Here is a 25,362-nt window from a genome sequence, read left to right as displayed (position 1 = left end):
TTCTATCTCCTCACCTGATCGGTTCGTGCACAGTGACGAGCTTGGTGCCATCCGGGAAGGTCGCCTCCACCTGCACGTCGTGGATCATCTCTGCAACGCCTTCCATCACCTGGTCGCGGCCGATCACATGGGCGCCGGCCTCCATCAGCTCGGCGACCGGGCGGCCGTCGCGGGCGCCTTCGACGACGAAATCGCTGATCAGCGCGATCGCCTCGGGATAGTTCAGCTTGACGCCGCGCTCCAGCCGCCGCCGCGCCACCATCGCCGCCATCGATATCAGCAGCTTGTCTTTTTCTCTTGGAGTGAGGTTCATTACGTATCCATCTGCTTCGTGCTTAAATTCAGAGATTCCAGACTTTCGGCACAGGCGCACCATTACGCAAGGTGGAAATGACCGGGATCAGGATTTTTCTCAGCGAGAAACCGTCGGCTGCCGCAAGGCGCACGACGAGCTTGTCGTTCCAGGCGCTTGCACCGCCCATCGGCCCTTCGAGGAGCGTCCGCACTTTGCCGAGATAGGCCTCCGCAAGCGGCCCGGCATAGAGCAGCGTCGCAAAGGCCACCTGCCCGCAAAGCACGGCCCGACGCGCCGCCAGCGTCGAAATACCTTCGGAAAGCTTCAATTCCTCGGCATGGATCAACTGGCCCGAACGGCGGATACGCCAGCGGTCGCGAAAGAGTCCCGTCTCCACTGCCTCACCCATCGCCTTGCGGCCGAGCAGCACCGCCTCGACGGCCAGGAACTCGGCGCTTTCGTCGAGATCGACATCGAGCCGGCGGAAAAGTGAAGCCCGGTCGAAGAGTATCGTCTCCTGCGGCAGCCAGTCTACGCGCGCTCGCATTCCAACTTCGATGCGGGTCGTCACCTCGGCGGTGCCCGCCGATGCCTTGTAGATCTTCTCGCAAGCCTGGGTGGTAACGTCGATCTTCGTACCGGCGCCGGCAACGACGCTCCAATCCATCCGGTCGCCGCCGGTCAGCCCACCCGCGGTATTGATGATGACGGCTTCCATCGAGGTATCGAACGTATCGGGCAGGCGGATCTTCGCCGCGCCCTCCTGATAGAGCTCGCGGATGCGCGTGCGGCCGTCGAGCAGCCTTGCCGCCAGATGCCCGCGTCCCTCCGCTCTTTGCGGTCTGGTACCAGCCGCCGCAATCGTCATTTCGTCCCTTTCGGTCGCGCCACCGCTTTTCATTTCATCGCGCGGATCACGGAAAGCAAGCAATTCCCATGCCGCCCGGAAGACACCGCGATGCGTGCGGGAGATCGACGAAGCGCCGCTCTCATTGCCGCAAAACGCGGCATCTGCCCGTCAGACGGTCAGATGCCGGCGGGCCTCCGGCGTGTCCAGCGTCTCCGCCAGCCCCTCATGCACGATCTCGCCGCGATCCATGATGTAGACGTAGTCGGCAAGCTCCCGGCAGAAATCCAGATATTGCTCGACGAGCAGGATCGCCATGCCGGTGGAATCGCGGAGATAACGGATCGCCCGGCCGATATCCTTGATGATCGACGGCTGGATACCCTCGGTCGGCTCGTCGAGCACGAGGATCTTCGGCCGCGTCACCATGGCACGCCCGATCGCCAGTTGCTGTTGCTGCCCGCCGGAAAGATCGCCGCCGCGCCGCGACAGCATCGATTTCAGCACCGGGAAGAGACTGAAGATATCGTCGGGAATATTGCGGTCGCGGCGGCCAAGCGGCGCGAAGCCGGTTTCGAGATTTTCCCTCACGGTGAGCAGCGGGAAGATTTCACGGCCCTGCGGCACATAGCCGATCCCCTGCTTGGCGCGGGCAAAGGGCGGCAGGCCGTTCAGCTTCGTATCGTTGAAGGTGACGGCGCCGGCCGACAGTGGATGCTGGCCGGTGACGGCGCGCAACAGCGAGCTCTTGCCGACCCCATTGCGGCCCAGCACGCAGGTGATCTTGCCCATCTCCGCCTTGATGGAGATGCCGCGCAGCGCCTGCGCGGCGCCATAATGCAGATTTGCGTTTTCGACTGTCAGCATCCGTTCACCATTCCCCATCAGTTCATCAGGCTGCGCCTCAGCGTCTGCAGGGCATAGTCCTGTTCTTTCGTTCTCTCGCCGCCGACCGCAGCTACGTCCTCGGCGATACCGATCAGTTGTTGGCGCTCCTGCATGTCGAGCACCTTGATCCAAAGATCCCTGAACCGGCGGATCGGATCTTCGGGACTGGTGACGTTCTTGGACGCCCACTCGCCGAAAACCAGAACCTCTTCCATGTCGGCCGGCCGAATGATGCCTTTCATGCGGCCGCGGATGACATCCCTCGCCGCGTCGACATACATCGGCTTCTCCTTGGCAAGGCAGAAGAAGAAGGCGACCGCCGCAATCGCCGGATCGGCGATCGAAGCGAGCGGCGCCGCCTCCGCCTGTTTGCGGCGCTTTCCGCGCTTATAAGCGCCCCGCATACGCTCGACTGAATCGATAATCTCGTTTCCCGCCTCGCGCACCATTTTAAACCGCCAATACCAGATAACCGCGCCGCTGAGCGCCGCGACCAGAATACCGAGAAAAGCCATGATGAAACCCCACAATGAAACCCACTCGTTTTAGAGCGCCTTCTTTTGTCAGGTTCAAGCCTGGAGGTTGCATTCCTCACCGTCCCAGATAGTTCTCGATCACCTTCGGATCGGAGCTGACGAAATCGATCGATCCTTCGGCCAGCACCGAACCTTCTGCAAGACACGTCACCTTGACGCCGAGGTCGCGGATGAAGCCCATGTCATGTTCGACGACGACAACCGACCGGGTCCTGGCGATATCCTTGAGCAGGATCGCCGTTTCCGCCGTCTCCGCGTCCGTCATACCGGCCACCGGTTCGTCGACGAGCAGCAGCTTCGGCTCCTGCGCGAGCAGCATGCCGATCTCCAGCCACTGCTTCTGCCCATGAGAGAGATTGGCCGCCAGTTCGTCGCGCCGGTGCGTCAGCCGCACGGTTTCCAGGATTTCCTCTATCCGTGCCCTGTCCCCGCCCGAAAGCCGGTAGAACAGCGTCGAAAACACCCCACGGCGGCGGTTCAGCGCCAGTTCCAGATTGTCCCAGACCGTATGGCTTTCGAAGACCGTCGGCTTCTGGAACTTGCGGCCGATGCCGAGCTGAGCAATGTCGGCCTCATCCCTTGTCGTGAGATCGATTGTGCCGTTGAAGAACACCTCGCCCTCATCGGGTCTGGTCTTGCCGGTGATGATATCCATCATCGTCGTCTTGCCGGCGCCGTTCGGGCCGATGATGGCGCGGAGCTCACCGGGCTCAATGACGATCGAGAGCGAATTCAGCGCCTTGAAGCCGTCGAAGGAAACTGAGACGCCGCTGAGATAAAGCACACTATTCGGTTTGACGTCGGGAATCACTGTGTTCACTCCGCTGCCTGGATTTTCGGCTCGATGCCATCTTCCTCTGCCGCCGGCGGGACAGAATCGGAGACGGCTTTCCGTTTGCCGAGATGGTGCGAGATCGTGCCGACGACGCCCTTCGGCAGGAACAGCGTGACGGCGACGAAGAGGCCGCCGAGCGCAAACAGCCAGAACTCCGGAAAGAGGCCCGTGAAGATCGTCTTGCCGCCGTTGACGAGGATCGCGCCGATGATCGGCCCGATCAGCGTTCCCCGCCCGCCGACCGCCGTCCAGATGACGACTTCGATCGAGTTGGCGGGCGCGAATTCGCCAGGATTGATGATGCCGACCTGCGGCACGTAGAGCGCGCCTGCAATACCGGCCATCATCGCCGAGACGACGAAGGTGAAGAGCTTGAAATGCTCGACGCGGTAGCCGAGGAAGCGTGTGCGGCTTTCCGCATCGCGCACGCCGACGAGCACCTTGCCGAATTTCGAACGTACGATTGCCGAGGCGATCGTGAGCGACAGCGCCAGGAAGACCGCGGTCGCGGCAAAGAGGCTGGCGCGTGTGCCGTCAGCCTGGATGTTGAAGCCGAGGATGTCCTTGAAATCGGTCATGCCGTTATTGCCGCCGAACCCCATGTCGTTGCGGAAAAAGGCAAGCAGCAGCGCGTAGGTCATCGCCTGGGTGATGATCGAGAGATAGACGCCGTTGACTCGCGAGCGGAAGGCGAACCAGCCGAAGATGAAGGCGAGCAGCCCGGGCACGAGGAGCACCATCAGTGCCGCGAACCAGAACTGGTCGAAGCCGTACCAGAACCAGGGCAGTTCCTTCCAATTCAGGAACACCATGAAATCGGGCAGGATGGGATCGCCGTAGACGCCGCGCGAGCCGATCTGGCGCATCAGATACATGCCCATCGCATAGCCGCCGAGCGCGAAGAAGGCGCCGTGGCCGAGCGAAAGGATGCCGCAGAAGCCCCAGACGAGATCGAGCGCCAGCGCCAGCAGCGCATAGGTCAGATACTTGCCGAACAGCGCCATGATATAGGTCGGCACGTGCAGCGGGTGCGTCGGGCCGGTAGCAAGGTTCAGCACCGGCACGAGAATGGCGACCGCCAGCAACAGGGCGACGGCAATGGAGATCCTGCGATCGAGAGACCGGAGAAGGAAGGCCGTTATCATGCTTCCACCGCCCTTCCTTTGAGTGCGAAGAGCCCGCGCGGACGCTTCTGGATGAAGAGAATGATGAGGACGAGCACCAGGATCTTGCCGAGCACGGCGCCGGCGAAGGGCTCGAGGAACTTGTTGACGACGCCGAGCGACAGCGCGCCGACCAGCGTTCCCCAGAGATTGCCGACACCGCCGAAGACGACGACCATGAAACTGTCGATGATGTAGTTCTGGCCGAGGTTCGGCGAGACATTGTCGATCTGCGAGAGCGCCACGCCGGCCATTCCGGCGATGCCGGAGCCGAGCGCGAAGGTGAAGGCGTCGACCCAGCCGGTGCGGATGCCCATCGACGAGGCCATGCGTCGGTTCTGCGTCACCGCCCGCATCTGCAGGCCGAAGGCGGAGCGCTTGAGCAACATCAGGAGTGTCAGGAACACCACCATCGAGAAGACGATGATCCAGAGCCGGTTCCAGGTGATGACGAGCCCGCCGAAATCGAAGGCGCCGGACATCCAGCTCGGATTGCGCACCTCGCGGTTGGTCGGGCCGAAATAGCTGCGGATCGCCTGCTGCAGGATCAACGATACGCCCCAGGTGGCGAGCAGCGTTTCCAGCGGCCGGCCGTAGAGATAACGGATGACGACGCGCTCGATGACGAGGCCGACGAAACCGGTAAAGACGAAGGCGGCCGGCACCGCGAAGGCAAGCGAATAATCGGCAAGCGACGGAAAGGCCGAGGTGATATATTCCTGCACAACGTAGGTCGTATAGGCGCCGATCATCACCATCTCGCCATGCGCCATGTTGATGACGCCCATGACGCCGAAGGTGATGGCAAGGCCGATCGCGGCCAAGAGCAGCACCGAGCCGAGCGACAGGCCGTACCAGATGTTCTGGACGACATCCCAGAGCGCCAGGTCGCGGTTGATCGCATTGATCTCCGTCTGGATCGCGGGCTTCAGATCGTCGGGGGCATTCGTCATCGCCGTCGTCAGGATCGTCAGCGCATCGCGGCCGCCGCGGGCGGCGATCATGTCGATGGCGGCCCGCTTCTCCTCGATGCCGGCATCGCTCTTCAGCACCATCACGGCCCGCGCCGCTTCCATCGTGTTTTTGATCTGGCCGTCCTTCTCGGCTGAAAGAGCCGAATTCAGCAGTTCGAGATTGGCGGGATCGGCATCCCTCAACATGCCCTCGGCCGCCGTGAGCCGCGCGGAGCGATTCGGGCTCAAAAGCGTCAGCTGGCTCATCACAGTCGTGATCGTGGTGCGCAGCGAATTGTTGATCTTGACCTTCGACATCATGTCGGGGTCGACATCGGCAACCGCCTCGCCGGTGATCGGGTCCGAATAGGTGGGCTCGTCCTCCGTGCCATCCTGAACGAGAACGGGACCGCCCTCCGAATTGACGTAGAGTTGGCCATCGCTCAGCTGCTGCAGGATCTGGCTCACATGCGAATCCCCGGACGCGGCGAGCGCCCGGATGGCCGCCTCGCGCTCGGGAAAGCCGCCGACGCCGAGCGCATCGACGAGAGCGTGCACGTCGTCCTCGGCGCGAAGGCCAGTCACAGAAAGCGTCAGGCCCGGAAGCATCAGACAAAATGTCAGAAGGAGAATCTTGATGGCGCGAAACATCGGCTCTCTCGCCTTGAGTATCGTCGGCCTTGCGGCGCAGCGGTAAGGACGGAGCTTCCGCCCGGATCGGCTCCGGACGGAAGTCTTCAGGCTATCAGCGGATGGGTCTCCTCAGGAGCCCTTGCCGCCGCACTTGCCGGTGGCAACGTTGAAATTGCCGCAGGAGAGAGGCTTGCGCCAATCGGAGATCAGGTCCTTGGAGTCGGGCAGGTAATCAGACCATTCGTCACCAACGACGGCGGGCGTCTGCTGGACGATTTCGAATTGGCCGTCAGCCTGGATTTCACCGATCAGCACCGGCTTGGTGATGTGGTGGTTGGGCATGACGGTGGCATAGCCGCCGGAGAGGTTCGGAACGGTGACGCCGATGATGTTGTCGAGAACGGCATCGGTATTGGTGGTGCCGGCGGCCTGTACGGCCTTCACCCAGGCGTTGAAGCCGATATAGGCGGCTTCCATCGGGTCGTTCGTCACGCGCTTGTCGTTCTTGGTGAAGGCATGCCATTCCTTGATAAACTTCTTGTTGGCCGGGCTTTCCACGGACTCGAAGTAGTTCCAGGCGGCGAGATGGCCGACCAGCGGCTTGGTATCGAGACCGGCAAGCTCTTCTTCGCCGACCGAGAAGGCGACGACCGGGATGTCGGTCGCCTTGATGCCCTGGTTGCCGAGTTCCTTGTAAAAGGGAACGTTGGCGTCACCATTGATGGTGGAGACGACGGCGGTCTTCTTGCCGGCCGAGCCGAATTCCTTGATCTTGGCGACCTCGGTCTGCCAGTCGGAGAAGCCGAACGGCGTGTAGTTGACGAGAATGTCTTCCTTCGGAATGCCCTTGGATTCGAGATAGGCCGCGAGGATCTTGTTGGTCGTGCGGGGATAGACGTAGTCGGTGCCTTCGAGCACGAAGCGCTTCACGCCTTCAGTGTTCATCAGGTAGTCGACGGCAGGGATCGCCTGCTGGTTCGGGGCCGCACCCGTATAGAAGATGTTGCGCGAGGATTCTTCGCCTTCATACTGCACGGGATAGAAGAGCAGCGAGTTCAGCTCTTCGAAAACCGGCAGGACGGATTTGCGCGAGGACGAGGTCCAGCAGCCGAAGACGGCGGCGACCTTGTCCTTTTCGATCAGTTCGCGGGCCTTTTCGGCGAAGAGCGGCCAGTCGGAAGCCGGATCGACGACGACGGCTTCAAGCTTCTTGCCGAGAAGACCGCCCTTCTTGTTCTGCTCGTCGATGAGCATCAGCATGGCGTCTTTCAGGGTGGTTTCGGAAATCGCCATCGTGCCCGAGAGCGAATGCAGCACGCCGACCTTGATCGTGTCATCGGCGGCCACCGCGCAGCTGAAGGCAGCCGACGCTGCCATGACGGCGCCGAGCGCGGCACCGGTAATCGTGGATTTGAGATTCATTGGTTGATCCCCTCTCTTGTTCCGCAACAGGCCGGAAACGGAGTTAACTGTTGCCGAGGGGACTATCGGGTGCTGCAGCGCGAAAACACATACGCAAAATGACGTAGGCGCAGGGGTCGAATGAGCACGCCGGGAAAGCACGGGCATCCCCATCAAAGGGGATGCCCTGTCGGTTCGATATTAGCCGTGGATCGTCAGGGTGACCGAGGTCGGGCCGTAGGAGACGGTCGCCCTGTGGCCGGAGATGGTGAACTTGCCGAAGGTGCCGGTGACAGCCGCGGCCTTCAGGATTTCGATCTTCGTTCCCGGCGCCGGGGCAAAGCCATGGGCGAGCGTCACGTCAAGATCGCCGGCGAGCGTCGCCTTGCCTGCAACGACCAGCGTGCCGGCGCCATTCGCGCCGAGCGTCGGCTTCGCCGTCGCACTGGCGAGCTGCTGATAGTCGCCGCCCACGGCCAAGGGCTTGTCGGCCGCCACGATGAGAGAACCGCCATTGACCATCAACCCGCCGGCGCCGAGGGCCGAGGGGGAGCCGGCTACCAGCACGCCCTCTTCCAGCACGGTGCCGCCAGCATAGCTGTTGGCACCGGAAAGACCGAGAATGCCGCTGCCGCGTTTTACCAGCTTGCCCTTGCCGCCGATGTCGTTGCGCCAGGTGTCGATCGCATTGAAGCCACCCTTTGCCGCATCCATCATCACGGTCACATCCTGTTTGAAGGCGCCATAGCCGTCGGCGGCGGCAAAGAGATTGAGGCGACCGTAGCCTTCCGCGTCGTCGAGCAGCGGATAGCCCGAAGCGATTTCCGTTGTGCCAAGCACCTCGCGGCGCTGTTCACCATCGAGATAAGGCAGACGGGTTTCGAGAAGCGTTTCGGCGCCCTCCGGCACGCGAGCCGGCTGATCGGTCGCATGGATCGTCGGCAGGCCATAGCTCAGGCGCTGCAGAACGTAAGCGCGATTGGCATCATGATCGGCGAAACGGTCCGCCGAAAGTGGCGCCGCATGGGCTGCGACTTCGAGCGCACCCGCATCCGCAACACCCGACTTGGCGATCAGCCATGATTGCGCCTGGGCGTAGGCGGCGCTCTTCAGCGCTGAATCGTCGGACTTGTTCAGGTTATAAACGACCGTGGCGGTGCCGAGCATGCGGCCGCCCATAACGTCGAGGGGAGAGTGCATTCCGGCAAGGATGCGGTCTTCACCCATTTCGCTGGCACGCGCGATCATTTCCTGGAATCGCTGCGGCACCAGATAGGCCATGGCGAGCGCATCCCGCCAGGCTTCCGCCGTATGTCCGCTGGGGAAGCCACCGTCCTCGACCGGCTTGCCGCTTTTGGCGGGCTCGAGCGTCGGGACGACCGAAACGTCCGGGCTCCAGCGATAGGGGCGGGCATATTTGAAATAGCGCTTGGCGGGCTCTGTCGAGCCATCGCCGCTCGCGGCGTTGATGAAGTCGATGGCGAGACCCATGTCCGGATTGGCATCGGTCTTGTTTTCCGTGTCCGGTTTGCTGCCGGCGCCGCGATTGTTACCCTTGTCGTCATATTTGACCGTCGTCGCGTCGGCCGCCACCTCAGTGATCGTGGTGATCTGCTTGGAACCGGCCTTCCAGGCATCCGTCAGCGGACCGAGACCATCGACGATGCTGGTATTCTTGCCGCGCCGATCGTCGAGATAGGCGGCAACCGCCTGCTCGGCCGTCCGCGCCTTCGTCGCCTTCACGACATAGGCGATGTTCGCATCGTGGACTGGCTTGTTGACGATCTGGCCGTCGGTCTTGCTGAAAGGGATGCCGTCCCAATCCGTCTTGGCGACTGCAGGGCAATTGTCCTTGGCTGCGGCTTCCACACCGGCATCGACGAAAGGCGTGCGCGGGGTCCAGACCTCGAGAAGGCCGGAGAGAAGATGGACGGCAGCATTGGTGTCCACCGTCGAGAAGCATGCGTCACCGCGCTTATTGGTGTTTCCTGTTTCAGCATAAGGCGCTTTCGCGGCCGTGGTCTGCTCGGCGGCGGCAAGCGATGGCACGATCGAAAGGAGGCAGACAAGAGCGGTGCTCAGGCGGCAAAGTTTTGAAACAGACATGGCTGCACCCGAAATGGTTGAACGAACGGCAGGAGGGTTAGAGCGCTTATGTGACAGCGCCGTTTCAAAAATATTACTGTTCTGCGAATCCGCCAGTGCTCAGCCTCTTGCCTTTCCCGTCCATCCCGCCAAAACTGCAGTGGAAACGATGAGCCCAACGAGAGTGCCGGAAAGAGGGCATGACAGCGCGCCAACGCATCATTCCGGTGAGACGCGAATATAATCGCTGGGTCGCCAACCAGACGCTGGAAGATTACGCGCTGCGCTTCACCGCAAAGAGCGCCCGGCATTTTTCCTCCGAGCGCATCTCGCAGACGGCCATCGGTGCAATTTCCTTCCTGGCGCTCGAAGCGATCGGCGCCGCGATCACCCTCTCCTACGGCACCACCAATGCCTTTTATGCGATCATCGTCGCCTCGGTCGCCATGCTGGCGATCGGTCTGCCGATCAGCCGATACGCCATCCGGCACGGCGTCGACATTGATCTTCTGACCCGCGGCGCCGGCTTCGGCTACATCGGCTCGACCATCACCTCGCTGATCTATGCGGGCTTCACCTTCATGCTGTTTGCGATCGAGGCCTCGATCATGTCCGGGGCGCTGGAGCTCACCCTCGGCATCCCGCTCTGGATCGGCTATATCATCAGCGCCGTCATGGTGATCCCGCTGGTGACGCACGGCGTGCGGCTGATCAGCAAGTTCCAGCTGATGACCCAGCCCTTCTGGATCGTGCTGAATATCCTGCCCTTCATCTTCATCGCCTTCATGGACTGGGAAAAGTTCGATCTCTGGCGCGCCTTCGCCGGCATCCATCATGCTTCGGGTCCGGCTGGCACCGTTGCCGAATTCGATCTGGTCGAATTCGGCGCGGCCTCCGCCGTCATCCTGGCGCTGATGTCGCAGATCGGCGAACAGGCCGACTTCCTGCGCTTCCTGCCGCCGGTCTCGCAGCGCAAGTGGCGCCATCGTCTCGCCGTCTTCCTCGCCGGTCCCGGCTGGGTCATCATCGGCGCACCGAAGCTGCTTGCCGGCTCGTTCCTCGTCGTGCTGACCCTCGCCTCGGGCGTGCCTCTCGACCGTGCCGCCGATCCGGCGCAGATGTATCTGACCGCCTTCGGCTACATGGTTCCCTGGCATAACGCCACACTGCTGCTGATGGCCGCCTTCGTCGTCGTTTCGCAGCTCAAGATCAACGTGATGAACGCCTATGCCGGCTCGCTCGCCTGGTCGAACTTCTTCTCGCGGCTGACCCACAGCCATCCCGGCCGCGTCATCTGGCTTGTCTTCAACGTCGCAATCGCCCTGCTCCTGATGGAACTCGGCATCTACCGGCTGCTGGAAGAGACGCTCGGCATCTTCTCGATCATCGCCATGGCCTGGCTCTGCACGATCTCGGCCGATCTCTTCATCAACAAGCCGCTGGGACTTGCCCCTCCTGGCATCGAGTTCAAGCGCGCCCATCTCTACGACATCAACCCGGTCGGCCTCGGCGCCATGACGCTGTCGGCGACGATATCGCTGGTCGCCCATTTCGGCGCCTTCGGCGAGACAGCCGCTTCACTCGCCCCCTATATCACCCTCGTCATCGCCCTCATCGCCACGCCGGCGCTCGCCTGGGCGACAAAGGGAAAATTCTACCTCGCGCGCAAGCCGCGCCAGAGTTGGAAGAACCAGACGAATATCACCTGTTCCGTCTGCGAGCATCCATTCGAGCCAGAGGATATGGCCTGGTGTCCGGCCTACGTCGCACCGATCTGCTCGCTCTGCTGTTCGCTCGACAGCCGCTGCCACGACATGTGCAAGCCAGCCGCTCGCTTCAATGCCCAGGTCGGCACGGTCGCGAGAACGCTGCTGCCCGAGAGCATTCTGGGCAAGCTGACGACGCGCCTCGGCCGCTACGCCATCGCCGTTGCGCTGGCGCTGACCGCCATCGGCGCGATCCTGGCGATGATCGCCCATCAGGTTGCCTCCGCTTCGCCGGAAACGGCAGACGTGGTCAATCGCACGATCCTCATCGTCTTCTTCGTGTTTTCGGTGATTTCAGGCGTTGTCTGCTGGTTCTATGTGCTCGCCCATGACAGCCGTGTCGTTGCCGAGGAGGAATCCTCCCGTCAGAACACGCTGCTGCTCAAGGAAATCGCCGCCCACAAGAAAACCGATGCCGCGCTGCAGAACGCCAAGGAGACGGCCGAGGCTGCCAACCGCGCCAAGAGCCGCTATGTCGTCGGCCTCAGCCACGAGCTGCGCACGCCTTTGAACGCCGTGCTCGGTTATGCGCAGATCCTCGAACGCGACGAAACGATCCCGGCGCCGCGCCAATCCTCGATCAAGGTCATCCGCCGCAGCGCCGAACATCTCTCCGGGCTGATCGACGGCCTGCTCGATATCTCCAAGATCGAGGCCGGCCGCCTGCAGGTCTATTCCAACGAGATCAACATCCAGGATTTCCTCGACCAGATCATCGAGCTGTTTCGGCCGCAGGCGCAGGCAAAGGGGCTCGCCTTCATCCATGATCGCTCGCCCGCCTTGCCGCAATTCGTCCGCACCGACGAAAAGCGCCTGCGCCAGATTCTCGTCAACCTGCTCTCCAATGCCATCAAGTTCACCGACGAAGGCAGCGTCACCTTCGATGTCGCCTATCGCAGCCAGGTCGCGACCTTCACCGTCACCGATACCGGCCGCGGCATCGCCGAGAAGGACCTGATGCGGATCTACGAACCTTTCCAGCGGGGCGAGGCAGACAGCGTGCGGCCGATGCCGGGCCTCGGTCTCGGGCTTACCATCACCCGGCTTCTGACCAACACGCTTGGTGGCGAGATTGCGGTATCGAGCGTCAAGGACGAAGGCTCGACATTCCGCGTGCGGCTGATGCTGTCCGCCGTCATGCGCGCCGCCGCGCCGCCGCAAGAAAAACGCATCGCCGGTTACGACGGTCCGCGCCGCACCATCGTCGTCGTCGACGACAATGAGGATCACCGCGAGATGATGCGCGAAATCCTGGCGCCGCTCGATTTCATCGTGCTGACGGCCGCAGGCGGCGCCGAATGCCTGACGCTGATCGACGGCATCCTGCCCGATCTGTTCCTCGTCGATATCCTGATGCCCGGCATGAGCGGCTGGCAGCTCGTCTCGCGTCTGCGCGAGGCCGGCCAGACAGCACCGGTTGTGATGCTTTCGGCCAATATCGGTGATGCGACGGTTCTAAGTGACAGCGACGACAGCCACAATGATGCGATCGGCAAGCCCGTCGACATCCGCCGGCTGCGCGACAAGCTCGCCTTGCATCTTGGCCTGAACTGGGTCTATGCCGATGACGCCCCCGCCGCTCCTGCAAAGATCGCAGCGCCGATGCTGGGCCCGGGTGCAGCCCATGTGCAGGAATTGCTGCGGCTCGGCGAGATCGGTTACATCAGGGGCATCGAAGCCAAGCTTTCGGACCTTGCCAAGGTGGAGGCAAATCGGCCATTCACCGAGGCTCTTCGACCCTATGTGGCCGCCTTCGATCTGGCCGGCTTCATGACCTTCCTGCACGACTTCGACGAAAAGGTGGAATCCATTGGCTGAGCCGGCCCTCCCTCGCGACATCGTTCTGCTGGTCGACGACTCGCCCGAAGCGCTCGGTTTCCTCACAGACGCGCTCGAACAATCCGGCTTCTCCGTGCTGATCGCCACCTCGGGCACGGCAGCGCTTGGCATCGTCGAGCGGATCACGCCTGATCTCATCCTGCTCGACGCCGTCATGCCCGTAATGGACGGCTTCGAGACCTGCCGAAGGCTGAAAGCGAATGCCACTGTAGCGCAGGTGCCCGTCATCTTCATGACCGGTCTGACGGAGACCGAGCATGTCGTGCACGCGCTGGAATCCGGCGGCGTCGATTACCTCACCAAGCCGATCAACATCGACGAACTGCGCGCCCGCATCCGCGTCCATCTGCGCAATGCCCGCTCGGCCCAGAGCGCCCGCGTTGCACTGGACGCTGCCGGCCGTCACCTGCTGGCGGTCAAGGGCGACGGCGCGATCCACTGGTCGACGCCGCAGGCGACCCGGCTGGTCAATGCCGCCATGGGCAGTGACGATGGCATGGAGATCGTCGTCCGCCATATCGCCGGCTGGATGCGTGACCGCGGGGCAGCAGTGCGCGACGGCATCATCTCAATCACCCATGCCGGCCAGGCGGCGCTGCAGCTCGCCTTCCTAGGCGCAATTGGCCCGGATGAATATCTCTTCCGCCTCACTGCCGCCAGCCAGCGCAGCGACGACGAGATGCTGCGCCAGCGTTTTTCGCTCACCCAACGAGAATCCGAAGTGCTGCTCTGGATCGCCAAGGGCAAGGCCAACCGTGACATTGGCGAAATACTGGGTTTGTCGGCGCGCACCGTGAATAAGCACCTCGAACAGATCTACGTGAAACTCGGCGTCGAAAACCGGGCGTCGGCGGCCGTGAAGGCGACGCATGTTCTGCATGAAATGTGAGGGATATTGAAACGGAGCGCCACCCGGCGCGATGTCGGTTGCAAGCTTTCGAACGGCTCGATCTGGCACGTCCCTCGCCTCGAAAGGGCGCACCACGATTGAGATGTCCCTAAAAAGAAAGAAGCCCGGCCGAACCGGGCTTCGATCAGATCATGTTATCGACAGGCAAGCGAAGCTTACATGCCCTGCGGGACGTAGGTGTACTTGCCGTCCGCGCCCTTCTTCCATTCGTACATGATGTAGCCAGGAATCTTCGGGTCGCCCTTTTCGTCGAACGAAATGTCGCCGAGAACGGTCGGGAACGGACCCTTTTCCTTCATGGCCGTGGCAACGGCTTCAGGATCCACCGAACCGGCAGCCTTGGCTGCGCCGGCGATCGCCTGCATCGCTGCGTAGGAGTAGAGCGTATAGGCTTCTGGGTTGAAACCGGCGGCCTTGAACTTTTCGACGAGCTCCTTGTTGGCCGGGTTCAGCGTCGGATCGGGGCCGAAGGTGTTCAGAGTACCGGCGACAGCGTCACCAGCGATCGAAGCCAGTTCATTCGAAACGATGCCGTCACCGGAAACCAGCGTTGCCTTCAGGCCCTGGTCTGCGGCCTGACGGATGATGAGACCGGCTTCGGTGTGCAGACCGCCCCAATAGATGATCGAGACGCCGGCTTCCTTCATCTTGGCGATGAGCGCCGAGAAGTCCTTGTCGCCGACGTTGATGCCTTCGTACATGACTTCCGTCAGGCCGGCGGCATTCATCGCCTTCTTGGTTTCGTCTGCAAGGCCCTGACCGTAGGGGGTCTTGTCGTGAACGACGGCGATCTTGGCGTCCTTGAAGTGGTCGGCGAGATACTTGCCGGCGATGGCGCCCTGCTGGTCGTCACGGCCGCAGGTGCGGAACGTGTTCCAGAGGCCCCGTTCCGTGAACTTCGGGTTCGTGGCGGCCGGGGTGATTTCGAGGATGCCGTTTTCGGCATAGACTTCCGAAGCCGGAATCGAAACGCCCGAGTTGAAGTGGCCGATGACGAACTTGACGCCGTCGGCAACGAATTTATTGGCGACCGAAATGCCCTGCTTCGGGTCGGAAACGTCGTCACCGAGTTCGATCTTGATCTGCTCGCCGTTGATGCCGCCAGCAGCGTTGATGTCGGCGGCTGCCTGCTCGGCACCCTTCTGAAGCTGAGCGCCGAAAGCGGCGTTCGGGCCGGTCAGCGGACCAGCGACAGCGATGAGGACGTCGGCCCAAGCGTTGCCGCTGAAGGCGACCATCGCCGTCAGAGCCACTGCCGACAGAAGAGACTTCTTCATATTGTTACTCCCAATTTTTGGGCGGGTTCTGGTCCAAGGCCCGGCGCATTACCCACCATCGACTGCGCCAGGAAAGCTGTTCCACTCTGAAGGCAATTCATGCCTAGTTTCAACGGACTGTCAATGTTTGTCCTTCCACGAAAACGCGGAAGTTTTTTCGTACAGCCAGTAATAGTTGTTGACCATCTGATTGGTACGGCGAAAGCGGTAGCCGGCCGTCGAGAAGACCAGCAAGGTCACGAAGTCGATGCCATAGAAGAGACCGCTGAGCATCGGCCCATTGAACAGGGCGTGGTGCAGAAACTGCATCGCCCAGGCAAGGAGGAAAGTGTAGACGACGGCGAGCGGATAATTGTTCCAGCCGTCAGCCACCGCCTTGCCGGCTCGCCAAGCCGTCCAGAAGCCGATCAGTACGACGAGGGCGCGAATGACAACCCGGACGCCGTCGTCGCTTTCGAAGAAAAGTCCCTGCATGTCAAACTCTCCCTTCGACTAATGTCTTCCGCCTTCGAGATAGGCGGCGCGGACTTCCGGATTGGCGAGCAGTTCCTTGCCGGAGCCGCTCATGGTCACCTTGCCGTTCACCATCACGTAAGCGCGGTGCGAGAGTCTCAGCGCCGCGAATGCATTCTGCTCGACAAGGAACACGGTGAGGCCTTCCTGCTCATTGAGCTTCCGGATTGCTTCGAAAATCCCCTTGACGATCAGCGGCGCCAGGCCGAGCGAAGGTTCGTCGAGCAGCAGCAGCTTCGGGCGCGCCATCAGCGCGCGGCCGATCGACAGCATCTGCTGCTCGCCGCCCGAAAGCGTGCCGCCGCGCTGGGCGTGACGTTCCTTGAGACGCGGGAAGAGCGTGAAGATCTTCTCGACGTCTTCGGCGAAATATTTGAGATTGTCGAGACCCGCCCCCATCTGGAGGTTTTCCATGACCGTCATGCGCGGGAAGATGCGACGCCCTTCCGGCGACTGCGCGATGCGCAGGCGTGCGATTTCATGGGTCGGCATACGGGTGATCTCGCGACCCTCGAAGACGACGGAGCCCTTACGGGCCTGGGGGCTGCCGCAGATCGTCATCATCAGCGTCGACTTGCCGGCGCCATTGGCGCCGATCAGACTGACGATCTCGCCCTTGTTGACCTCGACATCGATGCCGGCCAGCGCGCGGATATTGCCGTAGTAGGTTTCGACGCCATTCACCTGAAGAAGCGGTTGACCCGTCATGACTGCATCGCCCATCAGTTTGCGCCTCCTTCGAGCTGCTCGACGGTTGCGATCACCTCTTCCACTTCTTCATCCTCGACGCCGAGATAGGCCGCAATGACCTTCGGGTCGTGCTTCACATGGTCGGGCGTGCCATCGGAAATCTTCTGGCCATATTCAAGCACGACGACGTGATCGGAGATTTCCATAACCACAGACATGTCATGCTCGATAAGGAGAATGGAGGTTCCGGTATCGGCTCGAATGCCCTGCAGAAGCTCGTTGAGCTTAGCAGATTCGCGTGGGTTGAGGCCTGCGGCCGGTTCGTCCAGGCAAAGCAATTCTGGGCCCGTGCACATTGCACGCGCGATCTCGAGACGCCGCTGGGCGCCGTAAGGCAGGTCGCCTGCCGGATCATCGGCACGGTCGATCAGATCGGCCTTCTCGAGCCAATGGCGCGCCAGCTCGATCGATGCGGCCGCTTCTCGCTTGTAGGGACCGATGCCGATGAGGCCGAGAATGGTATAACCCGACGCCTGCATCAGCTTGTTGTGCTGGGCGACGAGCAGATTTTCCAGAACCGTCAGGCCGGAAAACAGCCGGATGTTTTGGAACGTTCGCGCCACCTTGGCTTCCTTGGTGATGCGAAAGTCCGGGAGACGCTCCAGCAGGTACTGCTTGCCGCTTCTCTGATTAAGCGTGATCATCCCCATCGTCGGCTTATAGAAGCCGGTGATGCAGTTGAAGACGGTGGTCTTGCCGGCGCCGTTCGGACCGATCAACGCGGTGATGTCGCCGCGCTTGGCCTCGAAGGAAAAGTCGTTGATGGCCATCAGGCCGCCGAACTTCATCGACAGGTGCTCGACCTTGAGAAGCGTGTCGCTCGACATCGTATTGGTGACGGGGCTCATCAACCGTGGCCCTCCTTGGTGAAGCTTCCAGATACGGCCTTGCGTGTCTTGAGGAAGGCGGTTGGTTCACGCGATCCGACGAAACCGCGCGGTTTGAATAGCATGACGACCACCATGGCGAGACCGAAGAGCAGCATGCGGTAGAGTTCCGGCGTGAAGTCGGGCCCAAAGACTGCTTTCAGGAAATCCATTTCGCGCAGCGCTTCGGTACCGCCCACCATGACGATCGCGGCGATCGCAATGCCGGTCAGCGAGCCCATGCCGCCGAGAACGACGATGGCGAGAACGACGGCCGATTCCAGGAAGATGAAGGATTCCGGCGAGACGAATCCCTGGCGAGCGGCGAAGAACGAGCCCGCGAAGCCACCGAACATGGCTCCCGTCGCGAACGCCGTCAGCTTGGTCGTCACCGTGTTGATGCCGAGCGAACGGCAAGCGATCTCGTCTTCACGCAGCGCTTCCCAGGCACGCCCGATCGGCATGCGCCGCAGGCGGATGGTGACGTAGGCCGTCAGCATGCACAGCGCCAGGATCAGGTAGAAGAGGAAAATCTTGTAGTACGCGGAAGACATCGGCAGGTGAAAGAGCTTGGCAAAGCCGCCGGCCGTCGCATCGAAAGGAATGCCGAAGAGCGTCGCCTTGGGAATGCTCGAGATACCAAAGGTTCCCTTGGTCACGTCGGTCCAGTTGATCAGGACGAGGCGGATGATTTCACCGAAGGCGAGCGTGACGATGGCGAGATAGTCGCCGCGCAGGCGCAGCACCGGGAAGCCGAGAATGACGCCCCAGAGCGCTGCGAGAATGCCGGAAAGCGGCAGCAGCAACCAGAAGGACAGGCCGAAATAGCTCGACAGCAGGGCGTAGGAATAGGCGCCGACCGCATAGAAGGCGACATAGCCGAGATCGAGAAGGCCCGCGAGGCCGACGACGATGTTCAGTCCCCACGCGAGCATCACGTAGATCAGGATCTGGATGCCGAAATTGTCGACCCATTTCAACGAGCCCTGAGCGCCGACGAGCGCCACGATCACCATGGGATAAAGCAGTAGCGCGAGCAGCGCGATCTTCAGGAAATGCCGATGGAAGAAACTCTTCTCGGTCGAAATGTCGAGATCGCCTTCCCGCGCCTTGCGGAGTTTTCGGCGGTCGATATTCGGCTTGATGAAAACGACCATCGCGAAACGGCCGATCGCGGCGATAGCGACAAAAATCGCCAGCAGTCCCCAACGCTGGACGATGATCAGCTCGTTGTTGATGTTCTGATCGGTTTTTAGGCCGACATAGAGAACGAACATGCCGAGGGAGAGAACGGCGGCGAAAAGGGCTTCGATAAGACCTTTGCGGACAAGTCCGGCATCGGGCTTGCCTGCAGAATTCTCGATATTTGCCATGACGTTATACCTTCTCGACTTCCGGCCGTCCGAGGATGCCCGTCGGTTTGAAGATCAGCACGAAAGCGAGGATGGCGAAGGTCGCCACATCCTTATACGCGATGGTGAAATAGGCTGACCACAGCGATTCGATCAGGCCAATCATCAGCCCACCAAGAACGGCGCCCGGCAACGAGCCGATGCCGCCGAGAACGGCTGCGGTAAATGCCTTCACACCCGGCGTGAAACCATCGGCGAACGAAGCGACGCCATAATACATCAGATACATCGTCCCGGCGACGGCAGCCAGCGCCGCCCCCATGACGAAAGTGATCGAGATCGTCTGGTCGACATTGACGCCGAGCAGCGCCGCCATCTTGCGATCCTGCTCGGTGGCGCGCTGGGCGCGGCCGAGGGCCGTGTGATTGACGATATACCAGAAGACGGTCAGCAGCACCGCCGTGATCAGGATGATGATGATCTGCTTCAGCGACACCGAGATGTTGCCGAACTGGTAAACCGAGCTCACCATCGGCGGGATCGGCTTGTTGCGCGGCCCCTGCGTCACCTGGATGAAGTTGGACAGCACAATCGACATGCCGATCGCGGTGATCAACGGTGCAAGGCGGAAGGATCCGCGCAGCGGACGGTAGGCGACACGCTCGATCGTCCAATTCCACAGACTCGTCATCAGCATCGCGACGACAAGCATCGCCAGCAGCAAAATTGCCACCGGGAGACCTGCGAAGATGGATGTGAGGACGAGAAAGACGATAAGAGCGGCGAAACCACCGAGCATGAAGATGTCGCCATGGGCGAAATTGATCATGCCGATAATGCCATAAACCATCGTATAGCCGATAGCCACGAGGCCATAGATGGATCCGAGCGTCAGCCCATTGAAGAGCTGCTGGACGAAATACTCCATATGTCGTTTTCCCCTGGATGCGAGCCGAAGATGCTGCATCTCTTTTTGGTTATTCGGCTCCTCGTTCAAGGAACCTCATAGGCCGCATGCATAGCGGTTTCGGTGAAAATGTGAAGACAAAAAGGATTTACGCCAGCAGATTCTTATTCGAACAGGCCTAAATGGCGCATTTTGAACCAGAATCCACAGAAAATCGGCAAAGACCGACCCATTTTTAGCCAAAACCTGCTGCCGGCTTAACCATCCGGCAAGCGCGCCGTCGATTTCCTGCGCCGCTTCCCGCGTAAGCTATTCCATAAGGCTGGAAGAAAGCGCAAATTCAACCCTTGAGCCTGCAGTTTTTGCGAATGGTATTTCACAGGTAAATGCCGCCATCCTCGCCTGACAGCTGCGGGAACTTATGGTAGCATCTTCAATCTGCGTTATCGGGGGTGCGGGGCGCGGCGAGAACCACCATATCGATATCTGGTGCGACAGGGATGGTTGACGACGAGCGACAGCGGGCGCTCGCGGCGCGGCGAACGGCAAAAGGACAATGCTGACGACATTTGAAAAGGCGGCGCTCGAAGCCGGTAAGGCCATCATCGCGATCTTGCGCGAAGGCTTTCCCATCACCATGAAGGCGGACGCGAGCCCGGTTACGGTTGCCGACGAGGAGGCCGAACGCATCATCCTCGCCCATCTGTCCAGGGATTATCCCGATATACCCGTCGTGGCGGAAGAGTCGGTTGCCGCTGGAAGCGTGCCCGACATCAGCGGCCGCGGCTTCTTCCTGGTCGACCCGCTCGACGGCACCCGTGAATTCGTCGACGGACGGCAGGAATTCACCGTCAACATCGCTTATATCGAGAACGGCGCCCCGGTCGCCGGGATCGTCTACGCGCCGGCGCTCGGGCTCGCCTTCTTAGGAGAGCACGGCCGTGCCGAAAGGCTTGATGTCACCGAGGACTTCACCATCGGGGCGCGCACCGCAATTGCCGTGCGCGAGCAGCCGGACGACCGGCTTGCACTTGCAAGCCTTCGTCACAACAGCCCGGAGACGGGAACCTTCCTCGCCGATCACGCGATCTCCAAATGCACCAATATCGGCTCCTCGCTGAAATTCTGCCTGCTGGCGGAAGGCAAGGCCGACGTCTATCCACGCTTCACCCGCACGATGGAGTGGGACACCGCGGCCGGCGATGCGGTGCTGCGCGCTGCCGGGGGATCGACGGTGACGCTCGACGGAGCGCCGCTGACCTATGGCAAGACGGGGACAGCGGCCGATTTCGACTTCGCCAACCCGAACTTCATTTCCTGGGGCGGCAGGAAACGCGTCCTCGAACCGGCGTGACCGTCCGCGGGCATTCGCAAATGCCATGATACGCGGTCCCGCTCATGATATGTTCTGCGCCTGCCGCCCGCTCCACGAACGCCTTGGCGCGTGGCGACCACTGCGGCCCCTGCTCTTAATCGTTCAAATATCGTCCTGCCGCGTTCGAGCCGCACCGCAGACACTCGTAGAAATCGGAAAGTGATTTGGCCGATGCGGCGCGCGTGATTCCCGGTGGGCTTAACGTCCATCTTCACCGGTTCGAACCCCTGCCGATTCGGCCTTGATTTTGTCATATTTTGACACAGATTGAGAACGGCCGAACATATCCGGCAAAAAAATTCACGTCGGAATTCGTTAAAAATGCCGTCGGCCAACCGTCGGTCGCGTGTCGAAACAACACGAGGACAGACCTGTGGAAGCCCTCGCCAAGAGCCTAGAAACCTTGACGAAATTCCAATTATTAACGAAATATCATGAGGTTGCCTCAACTTAACGCAAGTGCGAAAGATTTGTTGCGATGCGATATTTCTCTGGACACCATTACACAATTGTCGCATTTTTCCGTTTTAGTAGGGTTACCAACACCTGAGTGCAGCCCTGGTCACAGGGCAAACCATTGATCGCCTATTGCCGCCGCGCCCCTCGAAGACAACAGAGTACGATCCTTGAGCATCACGGAATTAAACAACACCATTTCGACTGATTCCTTCCGGCCGAGCCGCCGCCAGCAGCCGAGCCTGAAGATTCAAACCCCTGTCATCCATAGCGATGCCTCCCAGGCGCCGTGGGTGGATCTCGCCCTGAAGCGGGCGTTCGACATAGTTTCGTCGTTGAGCGCCCTCCTCGTCCTCGCCCCTTTCCTTCTCCTCGTCGCCCTGCTGATCAAGCTCGACAGCCCGGGACCGGTGCTGTTCAAGCAGACCCGCTGGGGTAAGAACTGCAAGGCCATCAAGGTCTACAAGTTCCGTTCCATGCGTACCGATCTCTGCGATGTCTCGGGCGTCGCCCAGACGGTGAAGAACGACCCCCGTATCACCCGCATCGGCGCCATTCTGCGCCGCACGAATATCGACGAGTTGCCACAGCTGTTGAACGTGCTGTTGGGCGATATGTCGGTCGTCGGTCCTCGCTGCCATGCAATCGGCATGCGCGCCGGCGGCATGCTCTATGAAGAGCTCGTGCCGGAATATCATCAGCGCCACGCCATGCGCCCCGGCATGACCGGTCTTGCCCAGATGCGTGGCCTGCGCGGTCCGACCGATCGTCCCGCCAAGGCGCGCGCCCGCATCGCTTGTGATCTTTATTATGTCGGGAATTTCTCGATCTTGATGGACATGCGCATCATCGTCGGGACCGTTGTGTCAGAAGTGACCGGCGGAAAAGGCTTTTAACAGCGGTTCAGCTTTCCACGGAAGCGCAGAACCGCTCTAACCTTTTGTATTGTGCAATTCCCGGCAAAAGCACTTTACGCTTTGCCTGGAATTGCTCTCGCCTTTTTGTGAGAAAGGACAGGGCGGCCGGTGCCGTTCTGGCGACCGCCTGCGTGCGGTCGACCCTGTATGGCTTTTACATCGCGCTCTTCAGATAACCGTCGACAGCGTGCGATGAGAGATCGAGAATGATCGCGATCTCATCGCTGCTCTTGCGATTCGCCGACAGCGCAGCTCTCCGATCTGGGGCCGGCTAGACGTTGCCGGCGAGCCATCTTCAGGATTGCTGTTGCCTGAGAGCTGCTCCAGAAGCTCACGCAGCTAAAGCGCACTGCCATAGAATGCATGGCTGCCCGAGTAGCGAAAATGTATTGTTTCAGGTCAATGCTGGCAATGCGAAGGCGAAGCCGTTTTTCAGGCCGGGCACCTGGAAGAGCGTGCAGCGGCGGCAATTTTCCTGATCGGCCGCACTTCCCGCAATCGATCCCTCCTCACGGAAGATCGGCGGAACCGTCCGCTTCATCGGCGTCACCGGTCCGATGCCGTAGAAGAGATCGACGTGCTCGTGAGAGCCGGCGGGATTTTGCTTCGCTCGTTCACCGGCCACTCCGGGCATCTAAATTTGTTATCAAAGTCTTACGTTGGGCTTAGGCAATTTTTAAATGTGGCAGGCTAGAGTGGCGCTCGTGGTCTTGCGTTGTGTAGAGAGTCCAATGACCGAAATGATACGTCCCCGAGTGAAATATGTCATCGGCCCCGATGGCAGCCCCCTGACCATCGCGGACCTTCCGCCGCCCAATACGCGGCGCTGGGTGATCCGCCGCAAGGCAGAGGTTGTCGCGGCTGTTCGCGGTGGCCTGTTGAGCTTGGAAGAGGCCTGCGAGCGTTACACGCTCACGGTCGAAGAGTTCCTTTCCTGGCAGTCGTCGATCAACAGCCATGGCCTCGCCGGCCTGCGCACCACGCGCATCCAGCAATATCGCCACTGATCGCGCGCCATCGCCGACATTTATTTCGGGCCGGACGCATCTCCCATCAGGGAATGAAGAAGGCCCGAAATTATTGACGAGGCGGCGTAGCACCAGAGGCCGGGCTGCGTGAAGGCATCCGCCAACCCCGTTGTCTTCGCCGCAGCAATGACGATCGCGACCAGCAGCACGTCCATCATTGACCACTTGGACAGATGCGGCACGACGCGCCGATAGAACTGCCTCCCGGCCCCGCTGCCGGCAGCCGTCGCTTCCGCCGCAATCCCGATCATCTTCAGAAACGGAAGCACGATCGAGACCAGCGCGACGACCGCCGCCAGCAGCCCATCGCCGCCTTGCCAGAGCGAGACGACGATTTCGATGAGCGAAGGGGTCTGATCGAAGAAATACAGCGTCTCGAAACGGACCAGCGGTAAGATCAGGCCGAGCGCCAGGAGGAACGGCGCGGCCACGAGAAGAGCGGGGCGGATGATCGAAAGCGCGCTCATTGCCAAAGACCTCGCGTCGATCCGACATTTTTCATGAACACTGCGTCTCCCTGAGGAACTGTTCTACCGCCTTGGCACGACCGCGCCGCCGTGTCACCGTCGGCTGCGATTAATATCTGTGCACGAGGAAAGACGATGGATATCCGAAATGAGGAAGGCGTATCCGGTGGCCGTTATGCCGTGGACGTCGAGGGGCACGAGGCGGAGATGACCTATTCGCGAACCTCGCCGAAGCACGTCATCATCGATCACACGGCAGTTCCCGATGCCCTGCGCGGCAAGGGTGTCGGCCAGGCATTGGCGCTTCACGCGGTGGAAGCGGCCCGCGCCGGCGGTTGGAAGATCATCCCGCTCTGCCCGTTCTTCAAGGCGCAGGCGCAACGTCATCCGGAATGGCAGGATGTCGTGAATTGATTCGCGACGCCTGAAGCGGTCGCCGCGGGGAGCGGCGGCGTGCGGACGCAAAAGGCGGGAAACACCAAAAGCCATGTATGACGGACAGCGCGCCCATCATACATGGCCTCTCTCAGGCGATCGTCAGGCGCCGACGCCGGCGCCCGCATTTTCTCTCAGGCCCTGGCGGCGCGGACGCCGCTGTCACGTTCTTCCAGCGCCGTCGCCCTTGCATATTCCGCCTGCATTTCCTCAAGCGCCAGTTCCAGCGCCTCTTCCTGCATCTTCAGTTCCTTGATCGAAACCTGCAGGTTGTCGGCCCGCTGACGCGCGGCCTTGGCGAAGGTCGGATAAGCAAAGTGATTCGGGTCGGATATACCGGACTTCTTTTCCTCGACGACGATCTGGCTCTCCAGATCCTTCGTCATCCGTTCGAATTCGGACATCATCATCTGCAATTGCTGCAATTGACGTCGTTTTTCGTTCACCTGAAACTCTTTCAGGCGAACGAGACTTTCTCGCGACTTCATACGCATTACTCCCGTGATGCGAGACCCCGGCTCAACTTGAAACCGCCCTGCGCGCCGCTTTGACACGGTTTGCTAAAAAATTTCCTGCGATATTAACAAAAACCTACCGCTGGTAACCTTTCGTTTACGGGCATCGTTAATGATAGGCCCGATGATTTAAGGGTCGGTAAATGCCACGGCACGAAGTTCGAACCTTTTCATTGGCGAGTCGGATGAATCAGTTAGCGCTGTTTCCTAATGTTAACGTTGAGGAACGCCTTTTTGAGATTCCTATTGGAAAACAGAGAAATGGAAAAATTATTTAATAAATTCGATACTCCTTGCCAGAGTGAATTAGAATTTGTTAACCATTTCGTGGCAGCTTCCAAATCACGTAGCTT

The 25,362-nt window shown here is 60.7% G+C and carries 24 protein-coding genes; 6 read left to right on the top strand and 18 right to left on the bottom strand.

What is annotated here, in order from left to right; genetic code table 11:
• Window positions 1-10: 10 nt before the first annotated feature.
• The 9 genes from J7U39_RS02365 to J7U39_RS02325 all read right to left on the bottom strand — a co-directional run bounded on the left by J7U39_RS02365 (window position 11) and on the right by J7U39_RS02325 (window position 9,657).
• Window positions 11-313 carry an urease subunit gamma gene (locus J7U39_RS02365; protein WP_064695492.1) on the bottom strand — a complete coding sequence of 101 codons (303 nt, stop codon included), beginning with the start codon at window positions 311-313 and terminating at the stop codon, window positions 11-13.
• Between the two features lie 28 nt (window positions 314-341).
• The gene (locus J7U39_RS02360; protein ID WP_210630111.1) at window positions 342-1,163 is read right to left on the bottom strand and encodes an urease accessory protein UreD; all 822 of its coding nucleotides are present in this window, start codon (window positions 1,161-1,163) and stop codon (window positions 342-344) included.
• Between the two features lie 150 nt (window positions 1,164-1,313).
• Window positions 1,314-2,009, bottom strand: coding sequence for an urea ABC transporter ATP-binding subunit UrtE (urtE, locus tag J7U39_RS02355; RefSeq protein ID WP_210630109.1), 696 nt, complete (start codon window positions 2,007-2,009; stop codon window positions 1,314-1,316).
• Window positions 2,010-2,026: 17 nt separating this feature from the next.
• Complete coding sequence (locus J7U39_RS02350; RefSeq protein ID WP_210630107.1) at window positions 2,027-2,545, bottom strand: hypothetical protein; 519 nt, start codon at window positions 2,543-2,545, stop codon at window positions 2,027-2,029.
• A 76-nt stretch (window positions 2,546-2,621) separates the two neighbouring features.
• Window positions 2,622-3,377 carry an urea ABC transporter ATP-binding protein UrtD gene (urtD, locus tag J7U39_RS02345; RefSeq protein ID WP_210631573.1) on the bottom strand — a complete coding sequence of 252 codons (756 nt, stop codon included), beginning with the start codon at window positions 3,375-3,377 and terminating at the stop codon, window positions 2,622-2,624.
• A gap of 5 nt (window positions 3,378-3,382) precedes the next feature.
• A complete protein-coding gene (gene urtC, locus J7U39_RS02340) occupies window positions 3,383-4,546 on the bottom strand; it encodes an urea ABC transporter permease subunit UrtC (RefSeq protein ID WP_210630105.1) in 1,164 nt (387 codons plus the stop codon).
• Window positions 4,543-6,168, bottom strand: coding sequence for an urea ABC transporter permease subunit UrtB (urtB, locus tag J7U39_RS02335; protein ID WP_210630104.1), 1,626 nt, complete (start codon window positions 6,166-6,168; stop codon window positions 4,543-4,545). The genes urtC and urtB overlap by 4 nt, the downstream gene beginning before the upstream one ends.
• A 111-nt stretch (window positions 6,169-6,279) precedes the next feature.
• A complete protein-coding gene (urtA, locus tag J7U39_RS02330) occupies window positions 6,280-7,572 on the bottom strand; it encodes an urea ABC transporter substrate-binding protein (protein WP_210630102.1) in 1,293 nt (430 codons plus the stop codon).
• A gap of 180 nt (window positions 7,573-7,752) precedes the next feature.
• Window positions 7,753-9,657, bottom strand: coding sequence for a phosphatase PAP2 family protein (locus J7U39_RS02325; RefSeq protein ID WP_210630100.1), 1,905 nt, complete (start codon window positions 9,655-9,657; stop codon window positions 7,753-7,755).
• A gap of 179 nt (window positions 9,658-9,836) precedes the next feature.
• On the opposite strand from J7U39_RS02325, the gene J7U39_RS02320 reads away from it, so the two are divergent.
• Window positions 9,837-13,220, top strand: coding sequence for an ATP-binding protein (locus tag J7U39_RS02320; protein WP_210630099.1), 3,384 nt, complete (start codon window positions 9,837-9,839; stop codon window positions 13,218-13,220).
• Window positions 13,213-14,130: a response regulator transcription factor gene (locus J7U39_RS02315; protein WP_210630097.1), complete on the top strand. Its 918-nt coding sequence runs from the start codon at window positions 13,213-13,215 to the stop codon at window positions 14,128-14,130. The genes J7U39_RS02320 and J7U39_RS02315 overlap by 8 nt, the downstream gene beginning before the upstream one ends.
• 176 nt (window positions 14,131-14,306) lie before the next feature.
• Here J7U39_RS02315 and J7U39_RS02310 read toward each other — a convergent pair whose 3' ends face one another.
• From J7U39_RS02310 to J7U39_RS02285, 6 genes are all read right to left on the bottom strand, one after another.
• Entirely contained in the window at window positions 14,307-15,428 is a 1,122-nt protein-coding gene (locus J7U39_RS02310; RefSeq protein ID WP_020922104.1) for a branched-chain amino acid ABC transporter substrate-binding protein, read from the bottom strand.
• A gap of 120 nt (window positions 15,429-15,548) precedes the next feature.
• Window positions 15,549-15,902 carry a DUF6867 family protein gene (locus J7U39_RS02305; protein ID WP_184453684.1) on the bottom strand — a complete coding sequence of 118 codons (354 nt, stop codon included), beginning with the start codon at window positions 15,900-15,902 and terminating at the stop codon, window positions 15,549-15,551.
• A gap of 18 nt (window positions 15,903-15,920) precedes the next feature.
• On the bottom strand, window positions 15,921-16,664 hold the full coding sequence (locus J7U39_RS02300; protein ID WP_176536353.1) for an ABC transporter ATP-binding protein: 744 nt from the start codon (window positions 16,662-16,664) through the stop codon (window positions 15,921-15,923).
• Window positions 16,664-17,539, bottom strand: a complete 876-nt coding sequence (locus J7U39_RS02295; protein ID WP_210630096.1) for an ABC transporter ATP-binding protein — start codon at window positions 17,537-17,539, stop codon at window positions 16,664-16,666. The genes J7U39_RS02300 and J7U39_RS02295 overlap by 1 nt, the downstream gene beginning before the upstream one ends.
• On the bottom strand, window positions 17,539-18,930 hold the full coding sequence (gene livM / locus J7U39_RS02290) for a high-affinity branched-chain amino acid ABC transporter permease LivM (protein ID WP_210630095.1): 1,392 nt from the start codon (window positions 18,928-18,930) through the stop codon (window positions 17,539-17,541). The genes J7U39_RS02295 and livM overlap by 1 nt, the downstream gene beginning before the upstream one ends.
• A 4-nt stretch (window positions 18,931-18,934) precedes the next feature.
• Window positions 18,935-19,837 carry a branched-chain amino acid ABC transporter permease LivH gene (locus tag J7U39_RS02285; RefSeq protein WP_064811172.1) on the bottom strand — a complete coding sequence of 301 codons (903 nt, stop codon included), beginning with the start codon at window positions 19,835-19,837 and terminating at the stop codon, window positions 18,935-18,937.
• 535 nt (window positions 19,838-20,372) lie between these two features.
• Here J7U39_RS02285 and cysQ point away from each other — a divergent pair.
• Complete coding sequence (gene cysQ / locus J7U39_RS02280; protein WP_210630093.1) at window positions 20,373-21,170, top strand: 3'(2'),5'-bisphosphate nucleotidase CysQ; 798 nt, start codon at window positions 20,373-20,375, stop codon at window positions 21,168-21,170.
• A 647-nt stretch (window positions 21,171-21,817) separates the two neighbouring features.
• Window positions 21,818-22,543 carry a sugar transferase gene (locus J7U39_RS02275; protein ID WP_210630091.1) on the top strand — a complete coding sequence of 242 codons (726 nt, stop codon included), beginning with the start codon at window positions 21,818-21,820 and terminating at the stop codon, window positions 22,541-22,543.
• 415 nt (window positions 22,544-22,958) lie between these two features.
• Here the strand turns inward: J7U39_RS02275 and J7U39_RS02270 are convergent, their stop codons facing one another.
• Window positions 22,959-23,189, bottom strand: coding sequence for a hypothetical protein (locus tag J7U39_RS02270; protein ID WP_210630090.1), 231 nt, complete (start codon window positions 23,187-23,189; stop codon window positions 22,959-22,961).
• Window positions 23,190-23,295: 106 nt separating this feature from the next.
• Between J7U39_RS02270 and J7U39_RS02265 the strand changes: the two genes are divergently transcribed.
• Window positions 23,296-23,571 (top strand): DUF1153 domain-containing protein, encoded by a 276-nt coding sequence (locus tag J7U39_RS02265; protein WP_007533628.1) that lies wholly within the window; start codon window positions 23,296-23,298, stop codon window positions 23,569-23,571.
• Between the two features lie 20 nt (window positions 23,572-23,591).
• On the opposite strand, the gene J7U39_RS02260 is transcribed toward J7U39_RS02265, so the two are convergent.
• The gene (locus tag J7U39_RS02260) at window positions 23,592-24,059 is read right to left on the bottom strand and encodes a paraquat-inducible protein A (RefSeq protein WP_210630088.1); all 468 of its coding nucleotides are present in this window, start codon (window positions 24,057-24,059) and stop codon (window positions 23,592-23,594) included.
• 135 nt (window positions 24,060-24,194) lie between these two features.
• On the opposite strand from J7U39_RS02260, the gene J7U39_RS02255 reads away from it, so the two are divergent.
• Entirely contained in the window at window positions 24,195-24,473 is a 279-nt protein-coding gene (locus tag J7U39_RS02255) for a GNAT family N-acetyltransferase (protein ID WP_210630086.1), read from the top strand.
• A 155-nt stretch (window positions 24,474-24,628) separates the two neighbouring features.
• Here J7U39_RS02255 and J7U39_RS02250 read toward each other — a convergent pair whose 3' ends face one another.
• The gene (locus tag J7U39_RS02250) at window positions 24,629-24,982 is read right to left on the bottom strand and encodes a flagellar export protein FliJ (protein WP_210630084.1); all 354 of its coding nucleotides are present in this window, start codon (window positions 24,980-24,982) and stop codon (window positions 24,629-24,631) included.
• Window positions 24,983-25,362: the final 380 nt, after the last annotated feature.

The sequence above is a fragment of the Rhizobium sp. NLR16a genome, from assembly GCF_017948245.1.
Taxonomy (GTDB): Bacteria; Pseudomonadota; Alphaproteobacteria; order Rhizobiales; family Rhizobiaceae; genus Rhizobium.
The sequence above is the reverse complement of the archived record's forward strand: the minus strand, read 5'-3'. Positions and strand labels throughout refer to the sequence as shown.